Raw genomic sequence first — 21,821 nt, 5'->3', positions numbered from 1 at the left:
GCTCGATTTGACATGGGGCCCTTACGGGCACCCCAGGCAGGCCAAAGCCGGGCAGGCCTGGCGGATAAAGCGCCCGCCAAGCCTGCCCGGCTTCGACCAGCCTATGGCACCCGAACCCATGTCAAATCGGGCCTCGGTGGGGGTGTGCCGGGTCCGTCGGGGTCCCTGTGGGTGGGGAGGCCGTGGTCAGGAGTGCGCCGGGGCCCTGGGGGTGGGGAGGCCTCGGTGGTGGTGGGTGGGGACGTTGGGGTTGGGGCGGGTCCGTTGCGGTTGGCGGTGGACCTCGGAGGTTGGGCTGGGGCGTGCTGTGCTTGGATCAGCAGGGTGAGCACGGTCTACGATTGCAGCGTCCAGGCTGACCGGGCGGCGGGTCTCGCTGCTGCTGCGGGCGCGGTGCGCTCCGGGCGTCTCGTGGTGCTTCCCACGGACACGGTGTACGGCATCGGGTGCGATGCGTTCGATGCGTCCGCGGTCCGCGCGCTGCTGGAGGCGAAGGGCCGTGGGCCGGACATGCCGGTGCCGGTCCTGGTCGGGTCCTGGACGACCATCGACGGGCTGGTCCTCGGGGTTCCCCGGCAGGCGCGTGCGTTGATCGAGGCGTTCTGGCCTGGTGGGTTGTCGCTGGTGCTGCCGCACGCGCCGTCGTTGGCGTGGGACCTCGGTCACACGCGTGGCACGGTGATGTTGCGGATGCCGTTGCACCCCGTCGCGCTGGAGTTGTTGCGGGATGTCGGTCCGATGGCCGTGTCGAGCGCGAACAAGTCGGGCTTCCCGCCCGCGGGCACGGCCCAGGAGGCTTGGGACCAGCTCGGGGAGGAAGTCGGCGTCTACCTGGACGGCGGCCCGGCGGCGGAGAACGTCGCGTCCACCATCGTCGACCTGACCGGGCCGGAGCCCGTGGTCCTGCGGGAGGGCGCGGTGGCGGTGGCCGAGGTGTCCAAGGCGCTGGGTGTCGAAGTCGAGGTCGCCCGCTAGTGGATCTTCCCGTTCGGAGTAGCGTGGTGGTTCCATCGCCCGATACCCCATTGCCGAGGGGCTAGCCTGCTGTGGGCCAGTTGCCTGCCGTGTCCAACGTCCTCCCCGTCCGGGAGTACCTGCTCGTCGCCCTGACCGCCGCGATCGTGACGTTCCTGCTCGTCGGGCTCGTGCGCGTGCTGGCGTTCCGGATCGGCGCGGTCGCCTACCCGCGCCAGCGCGACGTGCACGTCCAGCCGATGCCGAGGATGGGCGGGCTGGCCATGTACGGCGGCGTGCTGGGCGGCATGTTGCTGGCGCACCAGCTGCCGGTGCTGCGCTCGGCGTTCGACTTCTCCTACGACCCGTACGCGGTCATCGTGGGTGGTGGCGTGATCGTCCTGGTGGGTGTGCTGGACGACCGGTTCGAGCTGGACTCCCTGACGAAACTCGCCGGCCAGGTGACGGCGGCGGGCATCCTGGTGCTGTTCGGGTTGCAGTGGCTGCTGTTCTGGGTGCCCTGGGGCGACGACGGCGAGGGCACCGGGTCGCTGCTGTCGCTGGACCAGAACCAGGGTGCGATCCTGAGCGTGCTGCTGGCCGTGACCATGGTCAACGCGATGAACTTCGTGGACGGGCTGGACGGGCTGGCGGCGGGCATCGGGCTGATCGCGGCGACCGCGACGTGCGTGTTCTCGATCGGATTGCTGGCGAACAACGGCGGTGACGTGGGTGCCTACCCTCCCGCCCTGATCGCGGCCACGTTGGCGGGTGCGTGCCTGGGGTTCCTGCCGCACAACTTCAACCCGGCGCGGATCTTCATGGGTGACTCCGGGTCGATGTTGATCGGGCTGATGCTGGCCGCGGCGACGATCTCGGCGTCGGGGAAGATCAACTACGAGTCGGTGCGCGCCACCGACGTGCTGGGCCTGCTGTCGCCGTTGGTGGTGGTCGCGGCGGTGCTGTTCGTGCCGCTGCTGGACCTGCTGATGGCGGTGGTGCGGCGGACGCGGCGGGGTGAGAGCCCGTTCTCGGCGGACAAGATGCACCTGCACCACCGGCTGCTGGAGATCGGCCACTCGCAGCGCCGCGCGGTGCTGTTGATCTACTTGTGGGCGGGTGTGCTGGCGTTCGGCGCGGTGGCGTTGACCCTGTTCGACGTGGTGGTGGTGGTCTGGTGCCTGGGCATCGGGCTCGTTCTCGCGTTGTTGGTCTCCGCGATACCCAGACTTCGTGAAGTGCGCCGCACCTGACCCCCCGATGGTGGGGCGAGTACCAAGGGCTCTTTACACTCGGTTCCGATGGGTGGGAAGAGGTGACATGAGCTCTCAGAACTCGACGGAGTGGACGCACGAGGCCGTCGTGCGACGACTCGCAGGTGAGATGTACCGCAGCGCCCTGTGGGCGGCACTCGGGACCGTGGTCGCGGGCGCGATCCTCTGGACCGTGCTGGCCGGTGTCCCCGGCCTGGTCGCCGCGCTGATCGGCGGCGCCATCGCGTGCCTGTCGTCGGCCGCGACGCTGCTGCTCATGCACCGCACCGCCGCGATGCCGCTCCAGGTGATCATGGTGGCGGCGTTCGCCGGGTTCATGGGCAAGCTGATCCTGCTGTTCGCGGTGATGCTGCTGCTGCGCCAGTTCCCGGTCCTGCACACCAATGCCCTGGCGTTGACCATGGCCGCGACGATCCTGGTCGCCACCGCCATGGAGGTGCGCGCCTCCAAGCGCAGTCGCAGTCAGATCGTCATCCCCACCCCTGGCAACACCTGATCTACCGGCTGGTACGGTGCGCGCAAGACGGGACACCCAGGTAGGTGGGGTGCCTCTCGCGGGCGCTTGCGGTCCGTAAGGTACGTTAAGTCCCGATCGTGACGATTCCCCCGGCGGAGTGAACGCCGGCCGGGAGAACCGGAAGGAACACAGTGACCACGATGGTGCTGGCTGCGGGTGATGAGTTCGTCGCACCCGGCGTGAAGGACTTCTTCCTCCCACCGATCTTCGGCGATGTCACCAAGCCCATGGTGCTTCTGGTGCTCTCGATCTTGATCATCGGTGCGTTCTTCATCGCGGCGACCCGCAACCTGAAGCTCGTTCCCGGCAAGTTCCAGTTCGCTGCCGAGTCGCTCTACGACGTCGGTCGCAACACGATCGCGCGCGAGCAGATCGGCGGCAAGGACTTCAAGCCGTTCGTCCCGCTGATCCTCACGGTCTTCACCTTCATCCTGGTGAACAACCTGTTCGGGCTCATCCCGTTCGTGCAGTTCCCGACGATGTCGCACATCGGTTTCCCGTTGGCCGTCTCGGTGCTCGTGATCTACCCCGTGTACCACTTCGTCGGATTCAAGCGCCACGGATTCCTCGGTTATCTGAAGCACCAGACCATGCCGCCCGGCGCGCCGTGGTTCGTGCTCATCCTGCTGATTCCGATCGAGTTCTTCCAGAAGTTCTTCCTGAACCCGCTCACGCTCGCGATCCGAGTTTTCGCGGCCATGTTCGCGGGTCACCTGCTCTTGCTGGTGTTCACCCTGGCCGGTGAGTACCTGCTCTTCGCCGGCGGCATCACCGTCGTGGTCGCGCCCATCGCGTTCGCCTTCGCCATCGCGTTGACGTTCCTGGAAGCGCTGATCATGGTTCTTCAGGCCTACATCTTCGCGCTGCTGTCCGCCAACTACATCGGCGCGGCGCTGGCCGAAGAGCACTGAGAAATCACAAGCCTCCGATCCGCGAGCGTTCGCGGACCGAGTTGGAAAGGGAACAGCACAAGTGAGCGCTATCGTTCTTGCTCAGGAAGCCGCGAACGTCAACCTGAACCAGGGTCTCGCTGCCATCGGCTACGGCCTCGCGGCCATCGGCCCCGGCATCGGCGTGGGTCTGATCTTCTCCTCGGTCATCAACGGCACCGCCCGTCAGCCCGAGGCTCGCGGCGTGCTGCTGAGCCTGGCCTGGACCACGTTCGCCATCGTCGAGGTGCTCGCACTGCTCGGCTTCGTCGTGTACTTCCTCGCGACCGCGGCCTGAGTACCGGTTCATCGCATCAGAGAGGTTTGTGATGAATACCCTCATCTTGGCGGCGGAGGGCGAGGTCATCAACCCCGTCCTGCCGCACACGTCGGAGATCATCCTCGGCCTGATCTCGTTCCTGCTGCTGTTCTTCGTCATCAAGAAGTTCGTGTCGCCGCGCTTCGAGACGTTGTACGCGGAACGTGCCGCCAAGATCGAGGGCGGGATCGAGAAGGCCGAGCAGGCGCAGGCCCAGGCCCAGCAGGCGCTCGAACAGTACAAGGCGCAGCTCGCCGAGGCCCGGGCCGAGGCGGCCCGCATCCGTGACGACGCCCGCATCGAAGGCGAGCAGATCATCAGCGAGCTGCGCACCAAGGCGCAGGAGGAGTCCGCGCGGATCGTCGCGCAGGGGCAGACCCAGCTCGAGACGCAGCGCGCGCAGATCGTCGCCGAGCTGCGTGGCGAGTTGGGCCGGCTGGCCATCGACCTGGCGGACCGGGTCGTCGGCGAGTCGCTGGAGGACGAGGTGCGCCGTCGGGGCACCGTCGACCGGTTCCTCTCCGAGCTCGACGGCACGTCGGCTCCGGCCGCCAAGTGAGGGAACGCCGATGACGCTGCACGCCGCCAGCCGTGACGCCCTGGCCGCCGCTGAACTGCGGCTGCTCGAGGTCGTCGACGGCACGACCGGGCCCACCGCCAGCGAGTCGCTGGCGAAGCTGGGCAGCGAGCTGTTCGCGGTCGTCGGCCTGATGTCGGCGCAGCCCTCGCTGCGCCGCGCGCTGGCCGACAACTCCTCGGACCCCGCGTCCCGGGAACAGCTGCTGCGCGGCCTGCTCGACGGCAAGGTCGCGGACGCGACCCTGCAGGTGCTGGGCACGGTCGTCACCGCACGCTGGTCCAGCCCGCGCGAGCTGGTCGACGGCATCGAGTCGCTGGCCCGCACGACGCTGCTGGTGCGGGCGGAGCGGGACGGCAAGCTCGACTCCGTCGAGGACGAGCTGTTCCGCCTCGGTCGCATCATCGCGGGCAACCACGAGCTGGAGCTGGCGCTGTCCGACCCGGCGGCGGAACCCGCCGGCAAGGTCGCGCTGGTCGACGGCCTCGTGGCGGGCAAGGTCGACGAGACCACCAAGACCCTGGTGGACCAGCTCGTGCGCGAGCCCCGCGGCCAGGGGATCGTCAACGGCCTGGGCGACCTCGCGTCGCTCGCGGCCAAGCGCCGGGAACGTTCCGTCGCCTACGTCCGTTCCGCCGTCGAGCTCGACGCGGCGCAGCAGGACCGCCTCGAAGCCACGCTCACCCGGATCTACTCCAGGCCGATCGCGTTGCACGTCGAGGTCGACCCCACGCTGCGCGGCGGTCTGCTGATCAAGATCGGCGACGAGGTCATCGACGGAAGCGTGGCCGGTCGGCTGGCGTCACTGCGCCGCGACCTCGCCGGCTGACCGAACCGGAACCGCGGCCCACAAGCCCCTTTCCCAGAACGAAGTGAGAGCAGGAACGACATGGCGGAGCTGACGATCTCGTCGGACGAGATCCGCAGTGCGATCGAGAAGTACGTCTCGGCCTACTCCCCGGAAGTCAGCCGGGAAGAGGTCGGCGTCGTCGCGGAGACCTACGACGGCATCGCCATCGTCGAGGGTCTGCCCGGCACCATGACCAACGAGCTGCTGGAGTTCCCCGGCGGCGTGCTCGGCGTGGCCCTGAGCCTGGAGGTCCGCACGATCGGCGCGGTCATCCTCGGTGACTTCGACAAGATCGAAGAGGGCCAGGAGGTCAAGCGGACCGGCCAGGTGCTCTCCGTGCCGGTCGGCGACGGCTTCCTCGGCCGCGTGGTGAACCCGCTCGGCCAGCCGATCGACGGCCTCGGCGACGTCGTGGCCGACGACAACCGCGCCCTGGAGCTGCAGGCCGCGTCCGTGCTGCAGCGGCAGCCGGTGAGCGAGCCGATGCAGACCGGCATCAAGGCCATCGACTCGATGACCCCGATCGGCCGCGGCCAGCGCCAGCTGATCATCGGCGACCGCAAGACCGGCAAGACCGCGGTCTGCATCGACACGATCATCAACCAGAAGAAGGCCTGGGACTCGGGCGACCCGCAGCAGCAGGTCCGCTGCGTGTACGTGGCCATCGGCCAGAAGGGCTCCACCATCGCGGGCGTCAAGACCGCGCTGGAGGAGGCGGGCGCGCTGGAGTACACCACCATCGTCGCCGCCCCCGCGTCCGACTCGGCCGGCTTCAAGTGGCTCGCGCCCTACACCGGCTCGGCCATCGGCCAGCACTGGATGTACCAGGGCAAGCACGTCCTGATCATCTTCGACGACCTGACCAAGCAGGCGGAGGCGTACCGCGCCATCTCGCTGCTGCTGCGTCGCCCGCCGGGCCGCGAGGCCTACCCCGGCGACGTCTTCTACTTGCACTCGCGCCTGCTGGAGCGCTGCGCGAAGCTGTCGGACGACATGGGCGGCGGCTCGATGACCGGCCTGCCGATCATCGAGACCAAGGCCAACGACGTGTCGGCGTACATCCCGACCAACGTCATCTCGATCACCGACGGCCAGTGCTTCCTGGAGTCCGACCTGTTCAACGCCGGTGTGCGCCCGGCCGTCAACGTGGGCATCTCGGTGTCCCGCGTCGGTGGCGCCGCGCAGACCAAGGCGATGAAGACGGTCTCCGGCTCGCTGCGCCTGGACCTGTCGCAGTTCCGCGAGCTGGAGGCGTTCTCCGCCTTCGCCTCGGACCTCGACGCGGCCTCCCGCGCGCAGCTGGACCGCGGCGCCCGCCTGGTCGAGCTGCTCAAGCAGGGCCAGTACTCGCCGGTCCCGGTCGAGGAGCAGGTCGTCTCGATCTACCTCGGCACGAAGGGCCACTACGACGACATCGCGGTGGGCGACGTCCGCCGCTTCGAGTCGGAGTTCCTGGACCACGTGCGGCGCAGCCACGAGGTGATCCTGTCCGACATCCGCGAGTCCAAGAAGCTCTCGGACGACACGGAGCGGGGCATCGTGGACGCCGTCACCGCGTTCAAGCAGCAGTTCACCGCATCCGGCGGCGCGACCACCGCGGTCAACGAGGCGCCTGCCGACGCGATGGCCGCCGACAAGGTCGGGCAGGAGTCGGTGAAGGTCAACCGGCCCGCTCCGACCGAGAAGTGACGTAGGCATGGCGGCACAGATCCGAGAGCTGCGCCAGCGGATCCGCTCGGTCAACTCGACCAAGAAGATCACCAAGGCGTACGAGCTCATCGCCACGTCCCGGCTGGCCAAGGCCCAGACGAGGGTCGCGGCGTCCCGTCCCTACGCGGAGGAGATCACCTCGGTGCTCTCCGAGCTGGCGACGGCGTCGGCGAACCTCGACCACCCGCTGCTGACCGAGCGCAAGAACCCGCGCCGTGCCGGCGTCCTGGTCGTGACCAGTGACAAGGGCATGTGCGGTGGCTACAACGCCAACGTGCTGCGTGCCGCGGAAGAGCTGTTCTCGCTGCTGCGGTCCGAGGGCAAGGAGCCCGTGCTCTACGTCGTCGGCCGCAAGGGCGTCGGCTACTACAAGTTCCGCAGGCGCGCGATCGCGGGCGAGTGGACCGGCTTCTCGCAGCTGCCGCACTACGTCAACGCCGTCGAGGCCGGTGACGCGCTGGTCGAGGCGTTCGTCGCGGGCAGCGACGACGGTGACAACCCGCCCGGCCCGGACGGCGTGCTCGGCGTGGACGAGCTGCACGTGGTCTACACCGAGTTCAAGTCGATGCTGAGCCAGACGCCGGTCGCCAAGCGGATCGCGCCGATGGTCGTCGACTTCGAGCCGGAAGCGCAGAAGCTGCAGTCGGTGTACTCGTTCGAACCGAGCGCGGAGACGCTGCTGGGCGCGTTGCTGCCCAAGTACGTCAAGACCCGGCTCTTCTCGGCGCTGCTGGACGCGGCGGCCTCGGAGTCGGCGGCACGGCGGACCGCGATGAAGGCGGCGACGGACAACGCCACCGAGCTGGTCCGCAACCTGAGCCGTCAGGCGAACGCGGCCCGCCAGGCCCAGATCACCCAGGAGATCAGCGAGATCGTCGGTGGCGCCTCCGCGCTAACCGGGGGCGCAGGAAGTGATGAGTGACATGAGTGCTACTGCCACCACCACCCGCACCGGCCGTGTGGTCCGGGTGATCGGTGCCGTCGTCGACGTGGAGTTCCCGCGTGGCGCGGTGCCGGAGCTGTTCAACGCGCTGCACGTGGAGATCACGTTCGAGGCGGTCGCCAAGACGCTGACCCTGGAGGTCGCCCAGCACCTGGGTGACAACCTGGTCCGCACGATCTCCATGCAGCCGACCGACGGCCTGGTCCGCGGCGCGGCGGTGACCGACACCGGCAAGGCGATCAGCGTGCCCGTCGGCGACGTCGTCAAGGGCCACGTTTTCAACGCGCTGGGCGACTGCCTGGACGAGCCCGGCCTCGGCCGCGACGGCGAGCAGTGGGGCATCCACCGCAAGGCGCCGTCGTTCGACCAGCTGGAGGGCAAGACCGAGATCCTGGAAACGGGCATCAAGGTCATCGACCTGCTGACCCCGTACGTCAAGGGTGGCAAGATCGGCCTGTTCGGCGGCGCGGGCGTGGGCAAGACGGTGCTCATCCAGGAGATGATCACCCGTATCGCCCGCGAGTTCTCCGGCACGTCGGTGTTCGCCGGCGTCGGCGAGCGCACCCGTGAGGGCACCGACCTCCTCCTCGAGATGGAGGAGATGGGCGTGCTCAACGACACCGCCCTGGTGTTCGGCCAGATGGACGAGCCGCCCGGCACGCGCATGCGCGTCGCGCTGTCCGCGCTGACGATGGCGGAGTACTTCCGCGACGTGCAGGGCCAGGACGTGCTGCTGTTCATCGACAACATCTTCCGCTTCACCCAGGCGGGCTCGGAGGTGTCGACCCTGCTGGGCCGCATGCCGTCCGCCGTGGGTTACCAGCCGACGCTGGCGGACGAGATGGGTGAGCTCCAGGAGCGCATCACCTCGACGCGCGGCAAGTCGATCACCTCGCTGCAGGCCATCTACGTGCCCGCGGACGACTACACCGACCCCGCGCCGGCCACCACGTTCGCCCACCTGGACGCGACGACGGAGCTCTCCCGTCCGATCTCCCAGAAGGGCATCTACCCGGCGGTGGACCCGCTGTCCTCGTCGTCCCGGATCCTGGAGCCGTCGATCGTCGGCGAGGAGCACTACCGGGTGGCGCAGGAGGTCAAGCGGATCCTGCAGAAGTACAAGGAGCTGCAGGACATCATCGCGATCCTCGGCATGGACGAGCTGTCCGAGGAGGACAAGGTCCTCGTCGGCCGCGCCCGTCGCCTGGAGCGCTTCCTCGGCCAGAACTTCATCGTGGCCGAGAAGTTCACCGGTCAGCCCGGTTCGTTCGTGTCGATCAAGGACACGATCGAGGCGTTCGACCGCGTCTGCAAGGGCGAGTTCGACCACTACCCGGAGCAGGCGTTCTTCTCCTGCGGCGGGTTGGACGACGTCGAGGCCAACGCCAAGAAGCTCGCCGGCAAGTAGGTCGGGCTTTGCCGAAGGGCCGTCCTCCGCGGGGGGACGGCCCTTCGGGCTTTCAGTGGGACACCCACCCCAGGGCGCGGGAGATGGCCAGCCCGCACGTGCGCACGGCGGGCACGATGGTGTCCGTGCCGATTCCTTTGTGCGCCGTGCCCGTGGGCACCACGACGGACACCGCGGCCACGACGTCGCCGTTCTGCCCGCGCACCGGCGCGGCGACCGAGTACGTGATCATCTCGATCTGGCGGTCGCTGATCGCGTAGCCGTCGCGGCGCACCCTGGCCAGGGTCTCGCGCAGCTCCTGCGACGTGGCGATGGTCTTCGGCGTGAACCGCTTGAGCGGCGCGGCCAGCACGGCCTCCTGCACCGCGACGGGCGCGGCGGCCAGCAGCACCAGGCCGACCCCCGTGCAGTGCAGCGGCATCCGGCTGCCGACGCGGGTGACCACGTTGACCGCGTCCCGTGCAGAGATCCGCTCCACGTACACGACCTCCGTGCCGTCGCGCACGGCCAGCTGCACGTTGTGCCGCGTCACCTCGTAGAGGTCCTCCAGGAACGGCAGCGCGCGGTCCCGCAGGTCCAGGCTGCCCGGCGACAGCGCGCCCAGCTCCAGCAGCCTCAGGCCCACGCGGTAGCGGCCGTCGGGGGTGCGGTCCAGGGCGCGCAGGTCGACCAGGGACGCCACCAGCCGGTGGGTCGTGCTCAGCGGCAGCCCGGAGTGGCGGCTCAGCTCGGACAGCGTCACCGCGGACCGGTCCACGGTGAACACGGACAGCAGTGAGAACGCGCGTTCCAGCAGGGACTTCGGTGGTGGCACGGGGTCCAGTCTCCCAACGCCGGCCGGTCCCCCGACAGGTGCGGTCTTCCGCTCATCGGAAACACCACCGCCCGGCCGGTGGTGACCAGGACCACCCCGGCGTGCCGGGCGGGGTCGTGGTGACGGCCGTCGGGGCGGGTGCCGGCACGCGGTCGGCGCGTCTGGGGGTGGCTGGTGCGGCGGTCCGTTCCGGTCACCGTTTAGACTGCGGTGGACTCCAGTCGACTCAGGGAGATGCGCGTGGCCGAGATGACCGTCCAGTTGGTCGCGGTGGAACGCCGCCTGTGGTCCGGCACGGCCACCTCGGTGGTCGCGCAGACCCTCGAAGGCGAGATCGGCATCCTGCCCGGTCACGAGCCCGTGCTCGGGCAGTTGGTCGAGGGCGGCGTGGTCCGGATCCGCACCACGGACAACGAGCTGGTGACGGCGGCCGTGCACGGCGGGTTCCTCTCCGTGACCGGTGAGGGCGTGAGCATCCTCGCCGAGGACGCGGAGCTCTCGAACGAGATCGACGTCGAACGGGCCCGCGCCGACGCGCAGGACTCGGACGACGTGCAGCGGGTCCGGGCCATCGCGCGGCTGCGCGCCGCGGGTCACTCGGCCTGACGCGGACGAGCGGACGAACGCCGTGGGGATCGCCGAACTGGTCGGGGTGGTCCTGTTCTGCGCGGTGGTCGTCCTCGCGTACCTCACGTGGCGCCGCGTCCGGCTGCTGCGCGCGGGCGGTGTGCACGTCGCGCTGAGGGCCAGGCTGGAGGACTCCGGCCGGGGCTGGCACCTGGGCGTGGGGCACTACCGGGGTGACGAGTTCACCTGGTTCCGCGTGCTGAGCCTGAGCTCCGGCCCGGACATGGTCATCTCCCGCGAGGGTTTCGAGATCGACGACCGCCGCGAGCCCACCGCACCGGAGGCGTACGCCATGCCCGCGGGCGCGGTGGTGCTCCGTTGCCGCGGCAACAAGGGCGAGGTCGAGATCGCGATGGGCCCGGACGCGCTGACCGGATTCCTGTCCTGGTTGGAGTCAGCGCCTCCGGGCCGATCCATTCCCTGGGCCTCCTAGCGCCCGGTCAGGCGGCGTCGCGGCCGGTGGCGGCCGACTGCACCGCAGTGGTCGTGCTGATCACCTCGTTGTCCAGCGGCAGCGCGTCCAACGTGCCGGCCAGGGTCGCCACCGCCCTGAAGTTGATCTTCCCCAGGGCGGCGTCCTCCGGGCGGAACGTGTAGTTGAACGGGAAGTTCACCGCCCCCGTCGCGCTCGCCGGCACGTATTGGGTGGAGTGGGCGATCTCCTGCCAGCCCGACGGGGTGCTTCGGTACAGCCTGACGGTCACGTCCTCGGCGTACCGCGTGTTCCCGATCCGTGCGGTGAGGGTCTTCGTCGCACCGACCACCGCCGTGCCGGGAGTGGTGAAGCGGGTGATGGCGACGTCGTGCGTGCGGATCCGGACCACGTTGGTCACCGAACCCGTGCGTCCGTCCGAGGTGGCGACGGTCAGCGTCACGGGGTAGTCGCCGTCGGCCGCGTAGCGGTGCTGCGGGTAGTCGCCCTCGGCCGTCGTCCCGTCGCCGAAGTCCCACGACCGCGTGACCGAGGTGGATCCGCCGGGAACCGTGGACTGGTCGTAGAAGCTGACGGTGTCGAACACGGACGGGTTGTAGGGGTAGTAGGTGAAGTCGGCCTCGATCGGTTGGGCGACGCCGATGGTGAGGTGCAGGGTCGGCGCGCTGTTGTAGGTGTTGGCGAGTCGGACGTAGTACGTCGTGCCCGCGGTCGCGCGGAAGGTCATGGTCTCGGACCAGGTGCAGCGGACCTCGGTCAGGTTGGCGAGCGTCGACCCCGTGTAGACCCCGAACCCCGCGCTGTACGTCGACGAGGTGAGGGTGACCGGCGTGGTCTCGGGCAGCGTCACGGCGTACCAGAGGGACCTGGTGGACGTCCCGCACGAGCTGTTCGGCTCACCCGGCTCCACGGTCGCCGTCGCGAGGTCGGGCGTTGAGGCGTGCGGCAGCACGGTCACCGGCGTGGCGTCGGCGAAAGCGTCGTTCTCGGCCTGTGCCAACGCGGTCACGGAGAACGACGCCGGCCCGGCCGACCCGCTACCGAACGCGGCGACCATGAAGTGGTACCGGGTGCCGGCGACGACCGCGAGGTCCAGGCGTGAGTGGTAGCCGCCGTCCGCGTCGTCGTTGCAGCCGAGCTGGGTCAGCGAGCCGCGGGAGCCGGTGTACGCCGACAGGGCCGTGTCGTAGCCGCTGCCCGCCGTGGTGGCGGTGATCGTGCCGCTCGTGGTCGCCGTGTAGGTGAACCACACCGACCGGTACGAGGCGCACGACGACGGGTCGTCGGCGGCCTGGGTCGCCTCGTCCGTCGCCTGGGTGGTGGTGAAGGGCAGGGTGGCGATCGCTACCGCCTGGTCGAAGTCGTCGTTCGGGGGCGGCGCGGCGTGCGCCACCCCCGGGACGAGCAGGCCGAGCAGACCGAGCAGAGCGGCCACCACGATTAATCCGGATCTTCGGGTTTTGCGCATGACGAAGTACCCCCTGGTTCGGTGGACGCCCTCCCCGGCGTCCGAACCCGACCGAGTGAACACACGAACCCTCGGTCGGGTGGGTCTTCCGCTCGGCAGGGCACTCGATCAGCCCAGCGACGTCACTCGAACGGAGGTCAGGCCGGCTGCCTGATGCTCTCGAAGATCCGGGCGAAGCCCTCCTTGCCGTGACCGGCGTCGACCTGCCGCCGGATCAGGCCCTGCACCACGCCGACCACCTCGGTGGAGATGCCCTGCGCGGCACTGGCGTCGACCATGTCGCCCAGGTCGGAGAACTCCAGGCTCTGCTGCCCCGCCACGGTGTAGTCGCCGCCGTCGACCACGACGGCGAGCCCGGCGAACCCGCCGGTCATCGCGGACAGCCACGGCGCGGCCCGCTCGGCGAACTCCGCGGCCGGCACGCCCGCGCCCGCGACCATCGCCGCGCCGTGCAGGAACCCGGCGAACATCACGTACATGCCGGCGAGCAGCGCCATGTCGTACAGCGACGCCACGCCCGCGTCCTCGCCGAAGTACGCGCTCTCGCCCCAGAGGTCCAGCAGGGGCCGGTACCGGTCGAACGCGGCCCGCGAGCCGCTGTAGAGGACGGACGAGCCGGGCTGCCCGATCATGTGCGGCACGGCCATGATGCCGCCGTCGAGGTACACCACGCCGTGCGCCGCCGCCCAGCCGGCGATCTCCCTGGACTGGTCCGGCGTGGTCGTGGTGACGTTGACCAGGGTCCGGCCGGTGAGCAGGTCGGCCACCGGGTCGAGCACCTCGTGGACCGAGGAGGCGTCGAAGAGGCACGCGATCACCACGTCGGCCGCCGACACGGCGTCGCGCACGGTGGGGGCGGCGGTGGCGCCCAGGCCGACGAGGGCGTCGGCCTTGCCGGAGGAGCGGTTCCAGACCGCGGTGGGGTGCCCGGCCCGCACCAGGGCCGTGGCGAGGGCGGCGCCCATCGCGCCCAATCCGAGAACGGTCACCTTCGTGTTCGTCATGCCATGATCGTCACGCGTACCGTCGCGGTGCACCAGTACGGACTATTTTGTGCAGTACCCACCTTTTGGTAAGTACCCCGGGAGGGCCGATGGCGACGAAGGCACGACGTGGTCCCTACTTCTGCGGCCTCGACGCCGCGATGGACGTGGTGTCCGGGAAGTGGAAGTCGCTGATCCTGTGGGAGCTGGCCGCGCACGGCGTGCGGCGGTTCGCCCAACTGCGCCGCGGCCTGCCGGGCGTGAGCGAGAAGATGCTGGTCCAGCAGTTGCGGGAGATGGAGGAGGACGGCCTGGTGCACCGCGAGGTGTTCCCCGAGGTGCCGCCGAGGGTCGAGTACGCGCTGACCGAGCACGGGGTGTCGCTCAACGAGGCGCTGGACGTGCTCGGCGTGTGGGGCACCGAGCGGATGCGGCGCATCGGCGCGGAGCGGGTCTACGCGTCCTGACCGGGCACCCGCTCGGCGGGGCTCGGCCGGCGGAACAGGGTGCCCAGCCGGTGCAGCGCGTCCCGGTCGCCGGACACCGTCGCGGCGCCGGAGGCGATCTTGTCGGCCAGGCTCGACCGGCCGTCGGCCAGGTCGGCGAACACGTCCTCGTCGGTCGCGACGACCGCGTCGGGCTGCTGGGCGGGGCCGTGGCCCGCGTCGACCGTGCCGTCGTCCACGCGCACGTGGAAGACCTCGTCGCCGACGCGGAACTCGTAGACCGCCCGCACGCCCGTCGCGGCGTCGGCGTCGAAGAAGGCCTCCATCGCCAGCACGGCCCAGCCCGGGTGGAACGCCTCGTCCGCCCGCCGCCCGCCCATCGCCCACCTCGTGCCCCACCGGGCGAGCGCGAGCACCGCGGGTCCGAGTTCGCGGCCCGCCTCGGTGAGGGCGTAGGCAGGCGTGCGGGCCGGCGGGGGCAGCGTGACCTTGTGCGCGAGGCCTTCCCGTTCGAGGTGCTTCATCCGGGCCGCGAGCAGCCCGGTGCCCATGCCGCGCAGGCTCTTCTGGAGGTCGCCGAACCGCTTGGGGCCGGTCAGCAGTTCGCGGACGAGCAGCAGGGTCCAGCGCTCGCCGACGAGGTCGAGCGTGCGCGCGGTGGCGCAGTACTGGTTGTACGTCCGCTGGTCCACCGGCTCATCCTAGGGATGGCGCGCCTCCGGGCTCGCGACGGCGAGCAGGACGTCCGCCACGCCGCGCGGGTCGGTCAGCACAACGTCGTGCGGCCCGTCGACGGGCACCGCCCGGTAGCCGAGGTCGGCGGCGAACCGGGCGAACGGGAACGTCTCCGGCACGCAGTGGACGCCGGTGCCGGGGATGCGGTCGACCGCGCCGGTGAGGCGGGTCGGCTCGGTGAACGTCCGCAGGGCGTGCGTGCGCAGCCGTTGGCCGAGCCAGTGGGCGTCGTCCGGGTCGGTGATGCCGAACGACGCGGGCGTGGGTGGGGCGATCAGGCCGTCGGCGCCCGCGGCGGCGGTGGCCCTGGCGGTGAACCAGTCCGGCGCCAGGTCCGCCAGGGCGGCGCCGTCCGGGCCCGCCCAGCCGTCGACCAGGACGAGGTGGGCCACCCGGTCCGGCCGCCGGTCGGCGGCTTGTCGGACCACCAGGCCCGCGTAGCTGTGGCCGACCAGCACGAGGTCGGGGTCGGTGACGGTGTCGATCGCGGCCACCACCTCGTCCGCGTGGTCGGACAGGCCGACGTCGCGGTCGTGCGTGAGGTCGGGGGGTGACGACGTGCGCGCCGGCGGCGGTGAGCAGCGGCGTGACCCGCTCCCAGGCCCAGCCGCCGTGCCACGCGCCGTGGACGAGGACGTATGTGGTCATGGTCGACCTCCGCGTAGGGCTGCTTCCTGTTTTTGAAGTCTATGCTTCAAAAACAGGAAGTACAACCGCGCGGGGGTCAGGCGTTGGCGCCGGGCCGCCAGAGCACGTCGCCGTCCGGGTTGGCCACCCTGGCCAGGATGAACAGCAGGTCGGAGAGCCGGTTCAGGTACTTCGCGGTCAGCACGTTCGTCTGCTCGGCCTCGACCTCGATCAGCGCCCACGCGCCCCGCTCGGCCCGCCGCGCGATGGTGCGGGCCTGGTGCAGCAGCGCCGCGCCGGGTGTGCCACCGTTGAGGATGAACGACTCCAGCTTGCCCAACCGGGAGTTGAACGCATCGCACCACGACTCCAGCCGGTCCACGTAGGCCTGCGTGACCCGCAACGGCGGGTACTTGGGGTCGGGCACCACGGGCGTGCACAGGTCAGCGCCGACGTCGAACAGGTCGTTCTGGACCTGCCGCACCACCTCGACGACGTCCGGCTCCAGCGCGCCGAGCGCCAGGGCCACGCCGAGCGCGGCGTTGGTCTCGTCCACGTCGGCGTACGCCGTGATGCGCGGCGAGGTCTTGGGCACCCGGGAGAAGTCGCCGAGGCCGGTGGTCCCGTCGTCGCCGACGCGGGTGTAGATCTTCGTCAGGTGCACGGCCATGCCGAGCACTGTAGACACCGCAGTGGCCCACCACGGACGGGCACGATTCAGACCGTACGTAGGATTGCGGCACAACGAGCAAGGAGTTCCTTACGTGAGTGAGCACTTCCGGGTTCAGGGCGGTGCGCGGCTCGTCGGCGAGGTCGCCGTCGTAGGCGCGAAGAACAGCGTGCTCAAGCTGATGGCGGCGGCGCTGCTGGCCGAGGGCACGACCACCATCACCAACTGCCCGGAGATCCTGGACGTGCCGCTGATGGCGGACGTCCTGCGCAGCCTGGGCTGCGAGGTGACCCTCGACGGCCGGGTCGTCACGATCACCACCCCCAGGGAGCTCAACCACCGCGCCGACTCCGAGGCGATGGGCAAGCTGCGCGCGTCGGTCTGCGTCCTCGGGCCCCTGGTGGGTCGGTGCAAGCGCGCGGTGGTCGCCCTGCCCGGCGGTGACGCGATCGGCAACCGGCCGCTGGACATGCACCAGAACGGCCTGCGCAAGCTCGGCGCGCACAGCGAGATCGAGCACGGCTGCGTGATCGCCGAGGCCGAGGGCCTGCACGGCGCCCAGATCTGGCTCGACTTCCCCAGCGTGGGCGCCACGGAGAACATCCTGATGGCGGCGGTGCTGGCCAACGGCACCACGGTCATCGACAACGCCGCCCGCGAGCCGGAGATCGTGGACATCTGCGTGATGCTCCAGCAGATGGGCGCCAAGATCGAGGGCGCGGGCACGTCCACGCTCACCGTGCACGGGGTGGAGTCGCTCCGACCGACCGAGCACCGGGTGATCGGCGACCGGATCGTCGGCGCGACCTGGGCGTTCGCCGCCGTGATGACCCGGGGTGACATCACCGTGCGCGGCGTGGACCCGCACCACCTCGACCTGGTGCTGGAGAAGCTGCGGATGGCGGGCGCGGAGGTGACCACGCTCGACGACGGCTTCCGCGTGGTGCAGGTCGACCGGCCGCGGTCGGTGGACTTCGTGACGCTGCCCTACCCCGGCTTCGCCACCGACAACCAGCCGTTCGCGATCGCGTTGTCCAGCGTCTCCGACGGCACGTCGATGATCACCGAGAACCTGTTCGAGGCCCGGTTCCGGTTCATCGAGGAGATGGTGCGGCTGGGTGCGGACGCGCGCACCGACGGCCACCACGCGGTGGTGCGGGGCGTGGAGCAGCTGTCCAGCGCGCCGGTGTGGGCGTCGGACATCCGCGCGGGCGCCGGGCTGGTACTGGCCGGGTTGTGCGCGGACGGCGTGACCGAGGTGTACGAGATCTTCCACATCGAGCGCGGCTACCCGGGCTTCGTGGAGAACCTCCGCAAGCTCGGTGCGACGGTGGAGCGGGTCACCGCCTGAGCCGCCCGGCTACCGGTCGCGCAGCAGGAGCTTGGCGTCGGGGGCGTCGGCCGGGAACACCATGACCCGGTGCACCCCGCCGCGACGCACCACGGTCACCTTGATGCGTGCCGCCCGCAAGCGCTTGGCCAGCACGTCCGCCGCCGCGGGCGTGGGCACCGCGGCGACCTCCGTCAGCAGCCCGAAGTCGTCCCCGGTGTAGTCGGGCACGGCTCGCCGGTCGATGCCGAACGCCCAGAACAGCACCAGGCTGAGCAAACCGAACACAACCGCCAGCACGAAGAACGTGGTGAGCGCCGTCACGCCGCCCATCCTCCCGCAGCTTCGATTCAGTGAGCAACGGCACGCGCGCTCCCTATTACTCGCCAGTACGCTACGGAGAACCGCGAGGTCGCGTCGATCGTTCGCGACTTATTTTCCGGCGATCACGCTTTTCGGTCGTCGGAAAATCAGGCGTGAGCGGTCGACTTCCCAGGCGACCGAGCCGCCGTCGGCGGAGCAGTGGCAATGAGACACAGGAGGTTGCCGTGCCGTACCCGGCCGACCGAGAGCGCGACCGTCCGTGGGTGATGCGGACGTACGCGGGTCACTCCAGCGCCACCGCCTCCAACGCGCTGTACCGCCGCAACCTGGCCAAGGGCCAGACGGGTCTGTCCGTGGCGTTCGACCTGCCCACGCAGACCGGCTACGACCCGGACGACGAGCTGGCCAAGGGCGAGGTCGGCAAGGTCGGCGTGCCGATCAGCCACATCGGTGACATGCGTCAGCTGTTCGACGGCATCCCGATGGGCGAGGCGAACACGTCCATGACCATCAACGCGACGGCCATGTGGCTGCTCGCGCTGTACGTGAGCGTGGCCGAGGAGCACGGCGCGGACCGCGCGACCCTCGCCGGCACCACGCAGAACGACATCATCAAGGAGTACCTGTCCCGCGGCACGTACGTGTTCCCGCCCGGGCCCAGCCTGCGGCTGATCACCGACATGGTCGCGTGGACCGTGACGAACGTGCCGAAGTGGAACCCGATCAACATCTGCTCGTACCACCTCCAGGAGGCGGGCGCGTCGCCCGTGCAGGAGATCGCCTACTCGCTGTCCACCGCGATCGCGGTGCTGGACTCGGTGTTCGACTCCGGCCAGGTGCCCGAGGAACGGCGCGGCGAGGTCGTCGCCCGCATGTCCTTCTTCGTCAACGCAGGCGTGCGGTTCGTCGAGGAGATGTGCAAGATGCGGGCGTTCGTCCGGCTGTGGGACGAGATCACCCGCGACCGGTACGGCATCGTCGACGCCAAGCACCGCCGGTTCCGCTACGGCGTGCAGGTGAACTCGCTCGGGCTGACCGAGGCGCAGCCGGAGAACAACGTGCAGCGGATCGTGCTGGAGATGCTGGCCGTGACGCTGTCCCGGGACGCCAGGGCCCGCGCGATCCAGCTGCCGGCCTGGAACGAGGCGCTCGGCCTGCCCCGCCCGTGGGACCAGCAGTGGGCGCTGCGGATGCAGCAGGTGCTGGCCTACGAGACGGACCTGTTGGAGTACCAGGACATCTTCGAGGGCTCGCACGTCGTGCAGGCCAAGGTGGACGAACTCGTCGAGGGCGCGCGGGCCGAGATCGACCGCGTGCAGGCGATGGGCGGCGCGGTCGCCGCGGTCGAGTCCGGCTACATGAAGTCGGCGCTGGTGTCGTCGCTGGCGGATCGGCGCCGCCGGGTCGAGTCCGGTGAGGACGTCGTGGTGGGCGTGAACAAGTTCGCCACCACCGAGCCGTCGCCGTTGCAGGCCGAGGGCGCGAACGCGATCGAGCAGATCGACCCGGTCGTGGAGCAGCAGGCCGTCGAGGCGATCCGGGCGTGGAAGGCCTCGCGGGACGACGCGTCGGTGAAGACCGCCCTGGACGACCTGCGTGCGGCCGCGAAGACGGACCGGAACCTGGTCGAGGTGACCATCGCGTGCGCCCGCGCGGGCGTCACGACGGGTGAGTGGTCGCAGGCGCTGCGCGAGACGTTCGGCGAGTACCGCGCTCCCACCGGCGTTTCCGCCGCGTCGGCGTCCGGCGAGGCGGGCACGGAGATCGCCCGCGTGCGCGAGCGCGTGCGGACGACCGGCGAGGAGCTGGGTGAGCGACTGCGGATCCTGGTCGGCAAGCCCGGGCTCGACGGCCACTCCAACGGCGCCGAGCAGGTCGCCGTGCGGGCCCGCGACGTCGGTTTCGAGGTGGTGTACCAGGGCATCCGGCTGACGCCCGCGCAGATCGTCGCCGCCGCCGTGCAGGAGGACGTGCACGTGGTGGGCCTGTCGATCCTGTCCGGCTCGCACCTGGAGGTCGTGCCCGCGGTGGTGAACGGGCTGCGCGCGGCCGGTGCGGGCGACGTGCCGGTCATCGTCGGTGGGATCGTCCCGCCCGACGACGCCGCCGAGCTGCGCGAGCGCGGCGTGGCCCGGGTGTTCACGCCGAAGGACTACGAGCTGACGCAGATCATGGACGAGATCGTGACCGTGGTACGCGAGGCGAACGGGCTCTAGCGGATCGTCACGTCGAAGACTCGCTCCTCCTCGTCCACCAACACCCGCGTGCCCAACGGTTCCTCCAGCTTCACGGTGTACGTCTCGGTCGGCTGCAACAGGGCGCGCACGCAGTTGCCGAGGCCACCGCCGACCCTCCGCAGCCCGACCACCACCGACGTCATCCCCTCGGTGACCACCGGCTCCATCACGACCGGCTCCTCGCCGGGGCACGCCGGGGACGCGTAGAACGGCACCTCCAGCTCCACCCCGTCCGAGGTGGTGACCTGTCGCGCGTAGTCGACCTCGCCGAGCCGCCAGAACACCTCCGGTGCGACGGCGGGCCAGGCCCACGTGCTGCCGAACACCGTCCGGAACCGCCACACGGGCAGTTCCAGCGGGCCGCGGTCGGTCAGGTACTCCGCCGTGCCCGGCTCGGCGCTCACCAGCTCCAGCGGCGCGCCCTCACGGCCACCCGCCGACATGGCGGCCACCACCTCGCGGACACCGACCAGGGGCAGCGTCGCGGGACCGTCGGGCAGCGGCACCGAGGTCGGTCCCGGCGTGGGCGGCTCGACGCCGGTGAACGCGTACCGGCCGCTGTTCGCCCCGACGGCGAGCATCTTCTCCTTCTCCCCGGGCGCATTCTCGATGGGCTTGCGCGGCGAGCCGATTAGCACGATCGGCCGGGGCGCGTCCGCCACCAGCGGGAAGTCGACCGGTCCGGTGGGTGTGACCGCGACGGCCGGCGCGGACGACGGGTCGGGCACGGCCTGCGGCGGTGCGGCGTCCACCGCGCACCCCGCCAGCAGTGCCACCAGGACGAGCGTTGCGGCAAGAGGTCTCATACCCACATGACGGTGGCGGACCGGCAAGCGGTTGTCCGGCCGGTTACGGTCGCACCATGGCCGATTACCAGCACATCCGCGTCGACCGCACGGATGACGTCGTGCGGATCACCATGGACCGCGCCGCACGGCGCAACTCGCTGTCCGCCGAGCACCTGGCGGAGTTGTTGACCGCGTTCCACGAGGTCGCCGCGTCCGACGCGGTGGGTGTGGTGCTCGCGGGCGAGGGGCCGGTGTTCTCCGCCGGGCACGACTTCGCCGACGTGGCCGCCCGCGACCTGGAGGGCGTGCGCGACCTGCTGACGCTGTGCACGGACCTGATGCGCACCATCGAGTCCGTGCCCCAGGTGGTGATCGCGCGCGTGCACGGCCTGGCCACGGCGGCGGGCTGCCAGCTGGTCGCCTCGTGCGACCTGGCGGTGGCGGCCGAGGAGGCCGGGTTCGCCCTGCCCGGCGGCAAGGGCGGCTGGTTCTGCCACACCCCGGCGGTGCCGGTGGCCCGTGCGGTGGGGCGCAAGCGGTTGATGGAGCTGGCGCTGACCGGCGACCCGGTGGACGCGCGCACCGCCGAGCAGTGGGGCCTGGTGAACCGCGTCGTGCCGCTGGCCGAGCTGGACGACGCGGTGGACGAGCTGATGCGCCGGGCGACCCGCGGCAGCCGGGCGAGCAAGGCGTTGGGCAAGCAGACGATCTACGCCCAGCTCGACCGGCCGGAGGCCGACGCCTACGCCATCGCGGTGGAGGTGATGGCGGCGGCGTCGCAGACCCCGGCGGCCAAGGAGGGCATGTCCGCGTTCCTGGAGAAGCGCCCGGCCGTCTGGACGGACTGACGGGCCGGGT

At 70.3% G+C, this 21,821-nt stretch carries 23 protein-coding genes and 1 pseudogene; 16 read left to right on the top strand and 8 right to left on the bottom strand.

Features of this window, described 5'->3' with window-relative positions; genetic code table 11:
• Positions 1-324: 324 nt before the first annotated feature.
• From AB0K14_RS17250 to atpD, 10 genes are all read left to right on the top strand, one after another.
• Positions 325-975, top strand: coding sequence for an L-threonylcarbamoyladenylate synthase (locus AB0K14_RS17250; protein ID WP_360446768.1), 651 nt, complete (start codon positions 325-327; stop codon positions 973-975).
• A 71-nt stretch (positions 976-1,046) separates the two neighbouring features.
• The gene (locus AB0K14_RS17245; protein ID WP_360446770.1) at positions 1,047-2,207 is read left to right on the top strand and encodes an MraY family glycosyltransferase; all 1,161 of its coding nucleotides are present in this window, start codon (positions 1,047-1,049) and stop codon (positions 2,205-2,207) included.
• Between the two features lie 67 nt (positions 2,208-2,274).
• On the top strand, positions 2,275-2,724 hold the full coding sequence (locus tag AB0K14_RS17240) for a hypothetical protein (protein WP_360446772.1): 450 nt from the start codon (positions 2,275-2,277) through the stop codon (positions 2,722-2,724).
• Between the two features lie 152 nt (positions 2,725-2,876).
• On the top strand, positions 2,877-3,656 hold the full coding sequence (gene atpB / locus AB0K14_RS17235; protein WP_360446774.1) for a F0F1 ATP synthase subunit A: 780 nt from the start codon (positions 2,877-2,879) through the stop codon (positions 3,654-3,656).
• A gap of 61 nt (positions 3,657-3,717) precedes the next feature.
• Positions 3,718-3,972: an ATP F0F1 synthase subunit C gene (locus AB0K14_RS17230; protein ID WP_123745749.1), complete on the top strand. Its 255-nt coding sequence runs from the start codon at positions 3,718-3,720 to the stop codon at positions 3,970-3,972.
• Between the two features lie 31 nt (positions 3,973-4,003).
• On the top strand, positions 4,004-4,552 hold the full coding sequence (locus AB0K14_RS17225) for a F0F1 ATP synthase subunit B (protein ID WP_360446776.1): 549 nt from the start codon (positions 4,004-4,006) through the stop codon (positions 4,550-4,552).
• A gap of 10 nt (positions 4,553-4,562) precedes the next feature.
• Complete coding sequence (locus tag AB0K14_RS17220; RefSeq protein WP_360446778.1) at positions 4,563-5,399, top strand: F0F1 ATP synthase subunit delta; 837 nt, start codon at positions 4,563-4,565, stop codon at positions 5,397-5,399.
• A gap of 60 nt (positions 5,400-5,459) precedes the next feature.
• Positions 5,460-7,109: a F0F1 ATP synthase subunit alpha gene (gene atpA / locus AB0K14_RS17215; RefSeq protein WP_360446780.1), complete on the top strand. Its 1,650-nt coding sequence runs from the start codon at positions 5,460-5,462 to the stop codon at positions 7,107-7,109.
• 7 nt (positions 7,110-7,116) lie between these two features.
• The gene (locus AB0K14_RS17210) at positions 7,117-8,052 is read left to right on the top strand and encodes a F0F1 ATP synthase subunit gamma (RefSeq protein WP_360446782.1); all 936 of its coding nucleotides are present in this window, start codon (positions 7,117-7,119) and stop codon (positions 8,050-8,052) included.
• Positions 8,045-9,481, top strand: coding sequence for a F0F1 ATP synthase subunit beta (gene atpD, locus AB0K14_RS17205; RefSeq protein ID WP_360446784.1), 1,437 nt, complete (start codon positions 8,045-8,047; stop codon positions 9,479-9,481). Before AB0K14_RS17210 ends, atpD begins: the two co-directional genes overlap by 8 nt.
• Positions 9,482-9,533: 52 nt before the next feature.
• Here atpD and AB0K14_RS17200 read toward each other — a convergent pair whose 3' ends face one another.
• Positions 9,534-10,295, bottom strand: coding sequence for an IclR family transcriptional regulator (locus AB0K14_RS17200; RefSeq protein ID WP_360446786.1), 762 nt, complete (start codon positions 10,293-10,295; stop codon positions 9,534-9,536).
• Positions 10,296-10,535: 240 nt separating this feature from the next.
• Here AB0K14_RS17200 and AB0K14_RS17195 point away from each other — a divergent pair, with 240 nt between their 5' ends.
• Both AB0K14_RS17195 and AB0K14_RS17190 read left to right on the top strand, forming a co-directional pair.
• On the top strand, positions 10,536-10,901 hold the full coding sequence (locus tag AB0K14_RS17195; RefSeq protein WP_360446788.1) for a F0F1 ATP synthase subunit epsilon: 366 nt from the start codon (positions 10,536-10,538) through the stop codon (positions 10,899-10,901).
• Positions 10,902-10,923: 22 nt separating this feature from the next.
• Positions 10,924-11,355, top strand: coding sequence for a DUF2550 domain-containing protein (locus AB0K14_RS17190; RefSeq protein WP_360446790.1), 432 nt, complete (start codon positions 10,924-10,926; stop codon positions 11,353-11,355).
• Between the two features lie 7 nt (positions 11,356-11,362).
• Here AB0K14_RS17190 and AB0K14_RS17185 read toward each other — a convergent pair whose 3' ends face one another.
• Together AB0K14_RS17185 and AB0K14_RS17180 are read right to left on the bottom strand one after the other, a co-directional pair.
• Positions 11,363-12,790, bottom strand: a complete 1,428-nt coding sequence (locus AB0K14_RS17185; RefSeq protein WP_360446792.1) for a PKD domain-containing protein — start codon at positions 12,788-12,790, stop codon at positions 11,363-11,365.
• Positions 12,791-12,960: 170 nt separating this feature from the next.
• On the bottom strand, positions 12,961-13,827 hold the full coding sequence (locus AB0K14_RS17180; RefSeq protein ID WP_360446794.1) for an NAD(P)-dependent oxidoreductase: 867 nt from the start codon (positions 13,825-13,827) through the stop codon (positions 12,961-12,963).
• Positions 13,828-13,916: 89 nt separating this feature from the next.
• On the opposite strand from AB0K14_RS17180, the gene AB0K14_RS17175 reads away from it, so the two are divergent.
• Complete coding sequence (locus tag AB0K14_RS17175; protein WP_360446796.1) at positions 13,917-14,273, top strand: helix-turn-helix domain-containing protein; 357 nt, start codon at positions 13,917-13,919, stop codon at positions 14,271-14,273.
• Here AB0K14_RS17175 and AB0K14_RS17170 read toward each other — a convergent pair.
• From AB0K14_RS17170 to AB0K14_RS17160, 3 genes and pseudogenes are all read right to left on the bottom strand, one after another.
• Positions 14,261-14,944 carry a winged helix-turn-helix transcriptional regulator gene (locus AB0K14_RS17170; protein WP_360446798.1) on the bottom strand — a complete coding sequence of 228 codons (684 nt, stop codon included), beginning with the start codon at positions 14,942-14,944 and terminating at the stop codon, positions 14,261-14,263. The two genes, AB0K14_RS17175 and AB0K14_RS17170, sit on opposite strands and share 13 nt — an antisense overlap.
• Positions 14,945-14,953: 9 nt before the next feature.
• Positions 14,954-15,535: pseudogene (locus AB0K14_RS17165) on the bottom strand (alpha/beta fold hydrolase); the annotation flags it as partial.
• 176 nt (positions 15,536-15,711) lie between these two features.
• The gene (locus AB0K14_RS17160; RefSeq protein ID WP_360446800.1) at positions 15,712-16,284 is read right to left on the bottom strand and encodes a cob(I)yrinic acid a,c-diamide adenosyltransferase; all 573 of its coding nucleotides are present in this window, start codon (positions 16,282-16,284) and stop codon (positions 15,712-15,714) included.
• Between the two features lie 94 nt (positions 16,285-16,378).
• Between AB0K14_RS17160 and murA the strand changes: the two genes are divergently transcribed.
• On the top strand, positions 16,379-17,635 hold the full coding sequence (gene murA, locus AB0K14_RS17155; RefSeq protein WP_360446802.1) for a UDP-N-acetylglucosamine 1-carboxyvinyltransferase: 1,257 nt from the start codon (positions 16,379-16,381) through the stop codon (positions 17,633-17,635).
• A gap of 9 nt (positions 17,636-17,644) precedes the next feature.
• Here the strand turns inward: murA and AB0K14_RS17150 are convergent, their stop codons facing one another.
• Entirely contained in the window at positions 17,645-17,947 is a 303-nt protein-coding gene (locus AB0K14_RS17150) for a hypothetical protein (RefSeq protein WP_360446803.1), read from the bottom strand.
• A gap of 215 nt (positions 17,948-18,162) precedes the next feature.
• On the opposite strand from AB0K14_RS17150, the gene AB0K14_RS17145 reads away from it, so the two are divergent.
• Entirely contained in the window at positions 18,163-20,154 is a 1,992-nt protein-coding gene (locus tag AB0K14_RS17145) for a protein meaA (RefSeq protein WP_360446805.1), read from the top strand.
• Here AB0K14_RS17145 and AB0K14_RS17140 read toward each other — a convergent pair.
• Positions 20,151-20,951 carry a hypothetical protein gene (locus AB0K14_RS17140; protein ID WP_360446807.1) on the bottom strand — a complete coding sequence of 267 codons (801 nt, stop codon included), beginning with the start codon at positions 20,949-20,951 and terminating at the stop codon, positions 20,151-20,153. The genes AB0K14_RS17145 and AB0K14_RS17140 overlap by 4 nt on opposite strands.
• An 86-nt stretch (positions 20,952-21,037) precedes the next feature.
• Here AB0K14_RS17140 and AB0K14_RS17135 point away from each other — a divergent pair, with 86 nt between their 5' ends.
• Complete coding sequence (locus AB0K14_RS17135; RefSeq protein WP_360446809.1) at positions 21,038-21,811, top strand: enoyl-CoA hydratase-related protein; 774 nt, start codon at positions 21,038-21,040, stop codon at positions 21,809-21,811.
• Positions 21,812-21,821: the final 10 nt, after the last annotated feature.

Source organism: Actinosynnema sp. NPDC050801 (assembly GCF_040673975.1).
GTDB lineage: Bacteria > Actinomycetota > Actinomycetes > Mycobacteriales > Pseudonocardiaceae > Actinosynnema.
Note: the sequence above shows the minus strand (reverse complement) of the source record. Positions and strands in the feature narration are given on the sequence as shown.